At 73.6% G+C, this 12,297-nt stretch carries 8 protein-coding genes; 1 reads left to right on the forward strand and 7 read right to left on the reverse strand.

Annotated features, from left to right (window positions below; all coding sequences use genetic code 11):
• Positions 1 to 96: 96 nt before the first annotated feature.
• The 6 genes from NP777_RS16250 to NP777_RS16275 all read right to left on the reverse strand — a co-directional run bounded on the left by NP777_RS16250 (position 97) and on the right by NP777_RS16275 (position 8,168).
• Positions 97 to 1,860, reverse strand: coding sequence for an SEL1-like repeat protein (locus tag NP777_RS16250; RefSeq protein ID WP_256650846.1), 1,764 nt, complete (start codon positions 1,858 to 1,860; stop codon positions 97 to 99).
• Positions 1,861 to 1,911: 51 nt separating this feature from the next.
• Positions 1,912 to 2,886, reverse strand: coding sequence for an acyl-ACP desaturase (locus NP777_RS16255; RefSeq protein ID WP_256650847.1), 975 nt, complete (start codon positions 2,884 to 2,886; stop codon positions 1,912 to 1,914).
• A 317-nt stretch (positions 2,887 to 3,203) separates the two neighbouring features.
• Positions 3,204 to 3,446: a hypothetical protein gene (locus tag NP777_RS16260; protein ID WP_014060726.1), complete on the reverse strand. Its 243-nt coding sequence runs from the start codon at positions 3,444 to 3,446 to the stop codon at positions 3,204 to 3,206.
• A 95-nt stretch (positions 3,447 to 3,541) separates the two neighbouring features.
• Entirely contained in the window at positions 3,542 to 5,284 is a 1,743-nt protein-coding gene (locus tag NP777_RS16265; protein WP_256650848.1) for an alpha-L-fucosidase, read from the reverse strand.
• Positions 5,285 to 5,649: 365 nt separating this feature from the next.
• Complete coding sequence (gene malQ, locus NP777_RS16270) at positions 5,650 to 7,878, reverse strand: 4-alpha-glucanotransferase (RefSeq protein ID WP_256650849.1); 2,229 nt, start codon at positions 7,876 to 7,878, stop codon at positions 5,650 to 5,652.
• On the reverse strand, positions 7,878 to 8,168 hold the full coding sequence (locus tag NP777_RS16275; RefSeq protein ID WP_256650850.1) for a hypothetical protein: 291 nt from the start codon (positions 8,166 to 8,168) through the stop codon (positions 7,878 to 7,880). Before NP777_RS16275 ends, malQ begins: the two co-directional genes overlap by 1 nt.
• A gap of 413 nt (positions 8,169 to 8,581) precedes the next feature.
• On the opposite strand from NP777_RS16275, the gene NP777_RS16280 reads away from it, so the two are divergent.
• Positions 8,582 to 11,569, forward strand: coding sequence for a beta-N-acetylglucosaminidase domain-containing protein (locus tag NP777_RS16280; RefSeq protein WP_256650913.1), 2,988 nt, complete (start codon positions 8,582 to 8,584; stop codon positions 11,567 to 11,569).
• 161 nt (positions 11,570 to 11,730) lie between these two features.
• On the opposite strand, the gene NP777_RS16285 is transcribed toward NP777_RS16280, so the two are convergent.
• Positions 11,731 to 12,267 (reverse strand): HNH endonuclease, encoded by a 537-nt coding sequence (locus tag NP777_RS16285; RefSeq protein WP_256650851.1) that lies wholly within the window; start codon positions 12,265 to 12,267, stop codon positions 11,731 to 11,733.
• Positions 12,268 to 12,297: the final 30 nt, after the last annotated feature.

Below are 12,297 nucleotides of genomic sequence, written 5' to 3' on the forward strand. Positions count from 1 at the left end.
GCTCGTCCCTGGCCAGGGTTTCGTTGCCGGGTACCGGCCGGTGGCCGGTTTGTGCCCACCCGTTCCGCCCTGCGGAACGATTGCCCACAAACCTGTTCACCCAGGGTCTCGTAAGGCCAGGCGGGCCATTTCGCCGTATCGGTGGAGGAGGTCCGGGTACGCATCCGCGGCGACCCGGAGCCAGCGCTCCGCCTCTTCCGCGCGCCCCAGCCCCCGCAACGCCTCCGCCAGCCAGTACGGCGCCTCCTCATGCGCCCCCTCACACGCCACCCGCAACAACGGCTCCGCCTCCGCGCACGCCCCCCGCCGCACCATGCTCCGCCCCGCCAGAAACGCGGGCGGAACAAGACCGCTGCGCGCGGCGCGCACGTACCACCGCTCGGCGTGCTGCGGATCCCCGCCGCGCTCCTCAGACGTCCAGCCCAGCCACCACGCGGCGCGCCCATGCCCCAGGTCGGCCGCCCGGCGGAACCAGATCTGGGCGGTGCGCCGGTCCCCCGCCTCGTCGTGGATCCGGCCGATGTCATACGCCGCGCCGGCGTCGCCCTCCGCCGCCGCGGGCTCGTAGCACGGCACCATCCGCAGCCCCTTGGCGCCGCCCCCTTCGTACAGCATCCGCCCGAGGGCGAGCAGGGCGCGCGGGGTGCCCGCCTTGCGGTACCACTCGGCGGCCTCCGGGAGCCGGTACAGCCGGTCGAGCGCGTCGGCGTACGCGAACCAGGCGTCCGGTCCACCCTCCTCGGCACGGGCCCGCAGCCCGGGGAGCCGCTCCTCCCACTCGGGGGGCGGCATCCGCTCGGGGTCGGCCCGGATCGCGGCGATGTCCCGCAGCGCCTGGACGATCCGCTCCTCACCCTCGTCGAACGGGCTCGGGCCATCCTCCTCGTCGGCACCGGCGACACCGGCGGCACCGTCCGCCCCCGTGGCCCGCAGCCACCGCTCCGCCTCCTCCAGCCGCCGCTGCCGCACGCACAGCACCCCGAGGTTGAAGCAGGCCCACATATGGCCGCCGTCCGCCTCGTCGGCCGTGCGGTACCACTCCTCGGCCGTACGGAGCTCGCCGTTCTCCTCCGCCCAGACGCCGAGGACGTACGCCGCGCCGTCGTAGCCCCGCTCATGGGCGCGTTCGACGAGGGCGCGGGCCTCGGCCCAGCGGCCGTCGTCGCGGGCGATGAAGAGGGCCTGGTCCACCAGCGCCTTGGCACTGCCGACCGCGGCCGCCCCGGCGTACAGCGCCTCGGCCTCCGCGACCATCCGGGGGTAGCGCTCGAACATCGCCCTGCGCTCCGGGTCGAGCAGCTCGCGCAGCGCCTCGTACGCCTCCTCGGGGTCGCCCTCGGCCTCCGCTCGGGCCAGGGCCGCGCGCCAGCCGTCCAGGTCCCTCAGCATGTTCTGGATGGCCCGGCGGCTGTGGGCGGCGACGTCGTCGCCCTCCGCGGACGCCTCGGCCAGCCGCGCGAGCGCGGTGTCCCATTCGCCACGCGCGGCCAGCAGCACCGCGCCGTTGGTCTTGCACTCGATGCTGCCGAGCGCGGCCCCGTGCTCGTACCACCGCTCGGCGCCGGCCGTGTCACCGGCCTCCTGAAGCAGCCGGGCCAGACCGAACGCACAGCCGCCGTCGCGGTCGGCGGCCGTGCGGTACCACCGTTCGGCCTCGGCGAACTCGCCCCGGTCCTTATGGCAGATCGCGAGCGTGCGCGAGGCGTCCGCGTCCCCGGCGTCGGCGGCCCTGGCCCACCAGGGCAGGGCCTCGTCCAGGCGGCCCCGGCCGGTGAGGAGCTCGGCGTAGGCCCGGTACGCGCCCGGCTTCCCGGCCGCCGCCGCGGCCCTCAGCCGGGCCGCTTCGGCTTCCGGATCCACCGCCGCATCTTGCGATGAATGTTCGACCATCACCCGATGGTGCCAGAGTGATCACGCTCGTTCGGCACGGGCCCTGCGACGGGCCAGCAGCGCCTCGCGCCGCTCGTCGAACTTGGTGGCCTGATCGTCCAATCCGCCCATGTAGAGCCCCAGTTCCTCCTGCGCCTTGAGCCCCTCCGGGCCGAGCCCGCCGATCTCCAGGACCTTCAGGAAGCGCAGTACCGGCTGGAGCACGTCGTCGTGGTGGATGCGCAGGTTGTAGATGCCGCCGATGGCGATCTTGGCGGCGGCGCGCTCGAAGCCGGGCATCCCGTGGCCCGGCATGCGGAAGTTGACCACCACATCGCGGACCGCGCACATGGTCTGGTCGGGGGCCAGCTCGAACGCCTTCCCGAGCAGGTTCCGATAGAAGATCATGTGCAGGTTCTCGTCGGTGGCGATGCGCGCCAGCATCCGGTCGCACACCGGGTCGCCGGAGTGATGGCCGGTGTTGCGGTGCGAGATGCGGGTGGCCAGCTCCTGGAAGGCGACATACGCCACGGTGTGCAGCATGCTGTGCTGGTTGTCCGATTCGAACCCCTCGGACATGTGCGTCATGCGGAACCGCTCCAGCTCCACCGGGTCGACGGCGCGGCTGGTCAGCAGGTAGTCCCGCATCACGATGCCGTGGCGGCCCTCCTCCGCCGTCCAGCGGTGCACCCAGGTGCCCCAGGCGCCGTCCCGGCCGAAGAGGGTCGCGATCTCGTGGTGGTAGCTGGGGAGGTTGTCCTCGGTGAGGAGGTTGACCACCAGCGCTATCCGGCCGACCTCGCTCACCTTGGACTGGTCGGGCGCCCACGCCTCACCGCCCATGATCCCGTCGAAGTTCCGGCCGTCACTCCAGGGGACGTACTCGTGCGGCATCCACTCCTTGGCGACCTTCAGATGCCGGTTGAGCTCGGTCTCGACGACCTCTTCGAGTGCGTACAGGAGCTGGGTATCGCTCCAGACGGCCTGACCGTGGCGGTGAGTGGGGGCAAGTGTCACGGGTGGCGCTCCAGGGGACGGGGGCGACGGGCTATACCTACGGCACCGTAGGTTACGACACCGTAGGTTAAAGCGAAAATAAACAGGCCAGGGCATGTGGATGGCACACGGTGAACTCGGCGTGACGCGCCCCCACTTGGCGATCGGGGGCGACGGCCCGGCCGCGGCCGGAAGGCGATTCGCCCCGTACGGTTCGCCTCGTGCGGCTCGCCTCGCACGGCCCGCCCCGTACGGCTCGCCCCGTACACAACAAAAGCGCCCCGGCCGGATGGCCGGGGCGCTCCGCAGCGGCGTGCGCGCTTCGTCGATCGATCGCGTCAGTCGGTCTGCTTACGGGACTTCCTGTCTCCCGCCATCACCAGACCCGCGATCACCAGGAAGAGGATGATCGGAGCAGCGACATAGAGGCCCAGTGTCTCGGCGACACTCAGGCCCGGACCCGGGTCGTCACCGTCGTCGCGGGTGAGCGCGAACGCGGGGGACGACATCAGCAGCATCGCCGTCGTCGCGGCGATGACTGCACCGGCGCGCACGGCGTTCTTTTTGACCTTGTTGCTCACGGACTCAAGTTATCCGACGCCCCCCGGCGCCGCGTGCCCGGGGTGGCCTTAACACGATGCTGAGATGACCATGACACGGGCCCGGGATCGCCGGCTCAGCGGCGGCCCGCCTCGCCGAGGTGGACCGTGGGCGGCAGCAGCCGTGGCGCGGCGCGGGAGGCGAGGACGCGTATCCGCAGCCCGTCGGCGGTGACGGGCGCGGCCAGCGGAAGGATGCGCCGGGCCCCGATGGTCGTCCCGGAGGCGATGTCCCGCCAGGTTCCCGCCACCCGGGCCTGCACGGTGAACTCCTCCACCCGCTGCCCCTGGCGGATGTCCTCGCCGAGCCGCACCCGGTCGAAGGTGGCCGGATGGCCGGTCACCGGCCGGGAGCCGGTGCCGTATGTCGTCCTTACGGCTTTGCCGAAGGCCGTAAGGGAGGCCATATCGGCGTCGTCGATCCGGCCGTTCTTCGCGGGCGGGACGTTGAGCAGCAGCGAGGCGTTGCGGCCCACGCTGCGCTCGTACAGCGACATCAGCTGGTCGGGGGTCTTGGGCCGCTCCGCGGGGTCGTGGAACCAGCCGGGGCGGATCGAGACATCGGCCTCGGCCGGATACCACTGCAGATAGCGCACGCCCGGCGCGGTCAGCTTGGCGCGCGAGCCGATGTCGGCGTCGGTGGAGTCATTGGGCAGCCCGCCGCCGATGACGGTCCAGGGGTCGACCGCGGACGGGGTCACCGACCACTCGGTCTCCCTGGCGATGCCGTCCTCGTTGCCCACCCAGCGCACGCCCTGGGCGCCCTGGAAGATCACGGAGTTCGGGGAGAGCGCGTGGATCAGCTCGAACCAGTTCCTGACGTTGTAGTGCTGGGTGACGCCGGCACCGCCCCAGGGGTTGGCGCCGTCCAGCCAGAACTCGTCGATGGGGCCGTACTGCGTCAGGATCTCGTAGATCTGGTTGAGGTAGTACGCGTCGTAGTCGTCGGCGGCGAAGCGGAAGGTGGGCAGCGCGCCGGAGGCGACCTTGGCCGCCCGGTCGTCGCCGGGGACGAGGGTGGGGATGGTGCGCTCGGTGGGCTTGCTGCCGTTGCCGTAGCGCCCCTGACCGGCGGGTGCCCGGTCGCCGTCCTCCAGGGCCATCCGCTCGGGCAGCGACAGTTCCTCGCCGTTCTGCTGTTTCTCGCGGATCTTCTCGACCCACTGGGCGTGCCAGGCGTGCGGCAGCTCGGCGCCGTCCGCGGGCGAAAGGTAGACGCCGACCTTGAGTCCCGCCTTACGGGCGGCCTTGACGTACGCGCCCAGGACATCGCCGTCGGGGTTCCGGCCGCCGGGGCCCTTCGTCCACCAGGGGCTGGCCTCGACGTCGTGGTCGGTGTAGCGGCTCGGGTAGAGCGTGAAGCCGTCGTGGTGCTTGGCGGTGAGCATGACCTGCCGGGCACCGGCGGCCTGGTACGCCCGCATCCACTGGTCCACGGCGAGCTCGGGCGGGTCGAAGAGCTTCTCGTCCTCGGCTCCGGAGCCCCACTGGCGGCCGGTCATGGTGTTCATGCCGAAGTGCGTGAAGGCGGTGATCTCGCGCTGTTGCCAGGCCCGCTGCCCGGGGGTGGGAACGGTGTGGGCGGCCTTGTCGATGATGCGGGCGGGGGTGTCGCAGTCCTCGACGACCTGCTGTGGGGCGGGGGTGATGGGCCCCTCGCATCCGGCCCGCGCGGGGGCCTTCGTCGCGGCCTCGGCCGGGACGGGAGGGACGGCGGCGGCCGCGAGGGCGGCCAGGGCGAGGGCGCGGAGCGCGAGCAGCGCACGCCGCCGTCCGCGGGTTCTGTGGGCGCCGGGCGTTCCGTCCAGAGGTCGGGCCATGGTCCCCTCCAGGTCTCCGATCCAGATCTCCGATCGGCATTGATCGGATCTCTATGGCGGTGTCCATGACAGCCTGACAGAGGAGATGCGCTCTGGGGAGACCACGCACCACAGAGGTCCCACCTATGGGGTTCCCGCCGCAGGTGGCACGATCCACCGGACACCGCCGGGACGGCACGGACACCGCCTGGGAACGGCACGGACACCGCCTGGCCGACGGCCGGTACGGGAGGCCTCCCCCGCCCCTCCCCGCCCCGCTGCCAGGGGCTCCGGGGTCCGGGGCGGAGCCCCGGTTACGGGAAGGGGCGGGGAGGGGAACAGCCCGCCGCAGGCGTCACGATCCGACGGGCCCCCGGAGCGAGCGGCTACGCGACGGGCGCACCGGAAGGACGAGGCGCGAGCCGGGCCACCTCGTCCATCAGCGTGCGCAGCCGGGGCGAGGCGACCAGCTCCTCCAGGGACATCGGGCGCCCCTCGGCGTCGGCGATCGGCAGTCGCCAGTTGGGGTACTGATCCCACGTGCCCGGCAGATTCTGCGGTCTGCGGTCCCCCACCGCGTCCGGCAGCCAGACGCCCACCATCTTCGCCGGGGTGCGCAGCAGAAAGCGGTGGACCGCCTTGACCGCCGCCTCCTCGTCGCCCGGCCCCTCCGGCAGCAGCCCGAGCCGCCCCAGCAGCCCCAGCCACTCGGCGACCTCGACCGCGTCCGCCGCCCGCTCCTCGGCGAGGGGGCGGCTCAGCAGGCCCAGCCGGTGGCGGAGCTCGACATGTTCGCCGGTGAGCCGGGCGGCCGTACTCGGCAGATCGTGGGTCGTCACGGTGGCCAGGCAGTCCGCCCGCCACTCCTCCGGCGCCAGCGGCCGGGCCGCGCCCGCCCCGTCGTAGTTCCGCTCGAACCACATCACCGAGGTGCCCAGCACCCCCCGCCGCTCCAGCTCCTCCCGCACACCGGGCTCGACCGTCCCCAGGTCCTCCCCTATGACGACCGCCCCGGCCCGGTGCGCCTCCAGGGCGAGCGCGCCGAGCATCGCCTCCGCGTCGTAGCGGACGTAACAGCCCTCGGCCGGCTCCCGTCCCTCCGGCACCCACCACAGCCGGAAGAGGCCCATCACATGGTCGATGCGGAGCGCGCCCGCGTGCCGTAAGAGGCCACTCAGCAGCTCGCGGTAGGGGGCGTAGCCGGTGGCCGCGAGGGCGTCCGGGCGCCACGGCGGCAGGCCCCAGTCCTGGCCCCGGGAGTTGAAGGCGTCCGGGGGCGCGCCGATCGACATGCCGGAGGCGAAGACGTCCTGGAGCGCCCAGGCGTCGGCGCCCGAGGGATGGACCCCGACCGCCAGGTCATGGACGAGGCCGATGCCCATGCCCGCCTCGCGCGCGGCGCGCTGGGCGGCGGCCAGCTGGGCGTCGGTGAGCCAGGCCAGCCAGCAGTGGAAGTCGGTGCGGTCCAGGTGCTCGGCCCGCGCCCGTGCGGTGCCCGCCGAGCCCGGGTCGGCCAGGCCGTCGGGCCAGGCGCGCCATTCGGGGCCGTGGGTCTCGGCGAGCGCGCACCACAGGGCGTGGTCCTCCAGGGCCTGGCCGCGCTCGGCGAGGAAGTCGCAGTAGGCGGCGCGGCGGCCGGGGCTGAGCGGGACCGTCCGCACCAGCTCCAGCGCCTCGCGCTTGAGGGCCCAGACGGCGTCCCGGTCGATGAGGGCGCCCTCGCGCAGGACGGCCGTACGGAGGGCGGCGGCGGCCTCCAGCAGCTGATCGGCCCGCGCACGGGCGCGGCCGCGCAGATGCGCGTATTCGGGCACGTCCTCGATCCGCAGATGGACCGGGTCGGGGAAGCGCCGCGAGGACGGGCGGTACGGCGAGGGGTCGGTGGGCGCGGCCGGGGTGCCGGGCACGGCGGCGTGCAGCGGGTTGATCTGGACGAAGCCGGCGCCGAGCGCCCGCCCGGACCAGGCGGCCAGATCGGCCAGGTCGCCGAGGTCGCCCATGCCCCAGGAACGCGCGGAGAGCAGCGAGTAGAGCTGCACCAGGAAGCCGTGGCTGCGGACCGGGGACAACGGCATCCGGTCGGGGGCCACGATGAGGGAGGCGGTGGCGCGGCGGCCGTCAGGGGCCTCGGCGAGCAGGGTGTGGGCGCCGGGCGGCAGCGCGGCGAGCGCGGTAAGGAGGCCATCGGCGATGGCGCCCTCCGTAAGGACGCCCTCCATGAGGACGCCGTCCGTGCGAACTCCGGCCGCGAGAGCGCCGTCCTCGCGGGTGCCCTTCGGCAGGGGGCCACCGGTCCGTAACGCCCGCGCGGCCGCCCGCCCCCGCGGGTGCGGTGCGCCGTCCTCGGGGCGCACCCGCAGCGCCGTGCCCTCGGGCAGGCTCAGGCGGGGCGCCTTGCCGGGGCGCACCACCACACAGGGGGGCAGCAGCCGGTCGCGCAGTCGGCCGTCATGCCGGTCCAGCGCTTCGCGTACGGATCGGGGGGTCGAGGCGTCCACGCCGAGCGCGGCGAGCACGGCGACGACCGTGTCCTCGGGCACCTGGACGGTGCGGCCCGGGGCGGGCTCGTAGGAGGTGGCGACACCGTGCAGCTCGGCGAGCCGCGCTCTGCCCATCAGTACTCCATCGGCTCGCAGCCCGCGCCCGCGCCGGCAAGGACGGCGGTCGGCTCACTCGTCAGGGGAGGTTCGGCGGCGAGCGGAGGCTCGCTGGTCAGGGGAATGTTGTCGGAGAGCGGGGGCTCGCTGGTGAGGGGCGCCTCGGTGGCGCTTCCGGACCCGAAGCCGTCCAGGCCGCACAGTCCGCAGTCGGGGTCGGAGACCCCGTCGAAGGGATCCGGTTCGCTGGACGCCTCGGGGCCGGGTTTGGACAGAGCGGAAAGCAGGAGTTGAGCTGACGCGGCCACACGGACCTCCGTGGGGTTGTCGGCAGTGGGTCATTCCCAGCTCTACCCACTCCGGGCGGACGCAGACGTAAACGCCCCCCGGACGTGCTGTAGGTCACATCCCCTCTGGGCGGCGATTTAACGGCGGGAAGGGATCGGGGGCACAGAGTTTACGAACAGGACCGCCCTTCATCCGTCAGACTTGCGCCGGGCGTGCCGCGCCCGGCGCGGGCCGCCCGAGGCCCGGCGCCAGGCGCCCGAGGCGCGGCGCACGCGGCAATGCCGACACTTCGGTCGTTCGCGTTGACACCCTCACCGGCCTGGTGGTGGGCTCTCGCCTATCGGCGCCATATCTACGGGGACCGGCTATCTGGATCGAGGAGAGGCCCGTGCAGTTCGGGGGGAAGAGGCCCAGGGCAGCGGGCGCGACGGCCATGGCCGCCGCGGTCATCGGGGGGCTGCTCGGCGGTGCCCCGGCGGCCACCGCGGCACCGGTGGACCACGGCGCCCCGGGTGCCACCACACCGGAGCGCGACAGCAGCGAGGGCATACCGCCCGTATGGCCGCGCCCCCAGTCGCTGCGGGCGCAGGGGGCGGAGCTGGCGCTGGGGGACGAGGCCACGCTCATAGCCGACGGCGACGCCGATCCGTACGCCCTGGACGCGCTGCGCGGCCTGCTGCACGACGCGGGGGTGCGCACCGTCAACGAGGCCACGCCCGGTGGCAAGGCCCCGGCGCGCGGGCTGGTGGTGCATGTCGGCGGTAAGGGCGCGACGAACGCGTTGCGCGCCCTGCGCGCCCCCGAGCGCGGCGACCTCCCCTCCGGCGGCTATCTGCTGGCCACGGGCCCGGTGGACGGGCACCCCACGGTCGCGCTGTCCGGCGTCGGCCCGGACGGGCTCTTCCACGCCGTCCAGACCCTGCGCCAGCTGCTGGTGAAGCGGGAGGGCCGGGGCTCCGCCCTCGCCGGGGTGACCGTCCGCGACTGGCCCGCGGCGGGCGCAAGGGGGATGACGGAGGGGTTCTACGGCTCCCCGTGGTCGCACCGCGACCGGCTGGCCCAGCTCGACTTCATGGGCCGCACCAAGCAGAACCGCTATCTCTACGCGCCCGGCGACGACACCTACCGGCAGGCCCGCTGGCGCGACCCCTACCCGGCCGAGCGGCGCGAGGAGTTCCGCGAGCTGGCCACGCGCGCCCGAGCCAACCATGTGACCCTCGGCTGGGCGGTCTCCCCCGGCCAGGAGATGTGCTTCTCGTCCTCGAAGGACCTCAAGGCGCTGCTGCGGAAGGTCGACGCCATGTGGGCGCTCGGGGTGCGCTCCTTCCAGCTGCAGTTCCAGGACGTCAGCTACAGCGAGTGGCACTGCGGCGCCGACGCCGACGAATTCGGCTCCGGCCCGGAGGCCGCCGCCACCGCGCAGGCCAAGGTGGCCAACGCCCTCGCCCGGCATCTGGCCGAGCGCTACCCCGGCTCGGCCCCGCTGTCCCTGATGCCGACCGAGTACTACCAGGACGGCGACACCGAGTTCCGGCGTGCGCTGGGCGGCGGGCTCGACCAGCGCGTGGAGGTCGCCTGGACCGGGGTCGGGGTGGTGCCCAGGACCATCACCGGCGGTGAGCTGGCCGGTGCCCGGTCGGCGTTCGGCCACCGCCTGGTCACCATGGACAACTACCCGGTCAACGACTGGGCGCAGGACCGGATCTTCCTCGGCCCGTACACCGGCCGCGACCCGGCGGTGGCCACCCAGTCCGCGGCGCTGCTGGCCAACGCCATGGAGCAGCCGACCGCCTCCCGGATCCCGCTGTTCACCGCCGCCGACTTCGCCTGGAACCCGCGCGGCTACCGCCCCCAGGAGTCCTGGCAGGCGGCCATCGACGATCTCGCCGGGCCGGACACCAAGACCCGCGCCGCCCTGCGCGCCCTGGCCGGGAACGACGCCTCCTCGGTGCTCGGCGGGGACGAGTCCGCGTATCTGCGCCCGCTCATCGACGCCTTCTGGACGGCCGTGGGCGGTACGGACGTGGAGCGGCTGGAGCGCGCGGCCGACCGGCTGCGCGGCGCCTTCACGACGATGCGTGACGCCCCCGAGCGGCTGGCCCGCACGCTGGGCGACGATGTGCGGCCCTGGCTCGACCAGCTGAGCCGGTACGGCGACGCGGGGGTGCGGGCCGTGGACATGCTCACCGCCCAGGCGCGCGGCGACGGGGCTGCGGCCTGGAAGGCCCAGCTCGCGGTGGATGCGCTGCGCGAGAGGATCGGGGACAGCCGGGTCACGGTCGGCAAGGGCGTCCTCGACCCCTTCCTCGCCAAGGCCCTGATCCGGGCGGACGCCTGGTCGGGCGTGGACCGGACCCCGAAGCTGGGGCTGCGGACCGGCAAGGAGGACCGCGCGGCGGCCGACGGTAAGGCGGCCACCGAGGTGTCCTCGCCCGGCCGCCCGGTCACCGTGCGCTTCGGCCGCAGCCGTCCGCTCTCCTCGGTCTCCGCGCTCACCGCCCGGGTCCGGGACGCCGCACCCGGTACCGTCGAGGCGCATGTCCCCGGTGAGGGCTGGCGCCGTATCGGCGCCCTCTCCGGCAGCGGCTTCACCCAGGTCAGGGCGGCGGACGGGGACAAGGACCTGTCGGCGGACGCGATCCGGCTGAGCTGGCCGGAGGGCACCACCCCGCCGGCCGTGCACGAGATCACGCCCTGGTTCGGCGACACCCCGGACGCCGGGCTCACGCTGTCCCACAGGACGGCGGACGCGCAGATAGGCGGCGACGCGGCCGTGGTCGAGGCCCAGCTGGTCTCCCACCGCCCCGGCGATGTGAACGGCGACCTTACGGTGAAGGCGCCGCGCGGCATCACGGTCCGGGCCCCCGACGGGGTGACGGCCCCGCGCGGCGGTACGGCGACCGCCCGGCTGGAGATATCGGTGGCCAAGGGCACCAAGCCGGGCAGCTACTCCCTCCCGGTCCGCTTCGGCTCCGAGGAGCGCATGCTGACCGTAAGGGCGCTGCCACGTCCCGGCGGCCCGGACCTGGCCCGGGCGAAGGGCACGAAGGCGACCTCGTCCGGCGATGAGGCCGCCGATTTCCCGGCGTCCGCCGCGATCGACGGCAAGGCGGACACCCGCTGGTCATCCCGGGCCGAGGACGGCGCCTGGCTCCAGCTGGAGCTGGCCCACCCGGCCCGGATCGGCCGCCTGGAGCTGAACTGGCAGGACGCGTACGCCTCCCGCTACCGCGTCCAGGTCTCCAAGGACGGCCGCACCTGGCGGGACGCGGCGACGGTCGCCCATGGGAAGGGCGGCCGGGAGTCGATCGGCATGGACGCCCCGGACACCCGGTTCATCCGGGTCCAGGGCGTCGAGCGCGCCACCCGCTTCGGCTACTCCCTCTGGTCGGTCGCCGCCTACGCGGTGCGGAAGGACTAGGGCCTGTCTGGGGTTGTGATCTGGGCTCGCGGGGCGTGGCACGCACGCTCGCGAGCGGCGCAGAAGGATTGGGTCCTGTCCGGCGGATCTTCACGGGTCCGTGAAGATCCGCCGGACAGGACCCAGGGGCTCCCGCGGGCAGACACAGTAATGGCCCGGTCTCAGGCAGATTTGCCGTCGATCCGGGCCATGGCGTCTTCCGCGCCGTATGCCTGCAGGTATGGCAGCCAGCGCGGGTCCCTATGGCCCGTGCCGATGATCCGCCACGCGAGCCCCGATGGCGGCGCGGGTTGATGGCGCAGCCGCCAGCCGATCTCGGCGACATGGCGGTCGGCCTTGACGTGATTGCAGCGACGGCACGCGGCGACCACGTTTTCCCAGGTGTGCTGCCCGCCACGGCTGCGCGGGATGACGTGATCGACGCTGGTTGCGACGCCACCGCAATAGGCGCATCGGCCGCCGTCGCGGGCGAACAGGGCGCGGCGGGTGAGCGGAACGGGGCCGCGAAAGGGCACCCGCACAAAGCGCTTCAGCCGAACGACGCTGGGTGCGGGGATCGCGCGGGTCGCGCTGTGCATCAGGGCGCCTGAGTCCTCGAGGCTGACGGCTTTGTCATTGAGGACGAGTACGAGCGCGCGGCGGAGCGGTACGACGCCGAGGGGCTCGTACGACGCGTTGAGGACCAGGACATGCGGCACGGGGGCCTCCTTGTACGCCGGCGGCGCGTG

The sequence above is a fragment of the Streptomyces rugosispiralis genome, assembly GCF_024505145.1.
Lineage (GTDB): Bacteria > Actinomycetota > Actinomycetes > Streptomycetales > Streptomycetaceae > Streptomyces > Streptomyces rugosispiralis.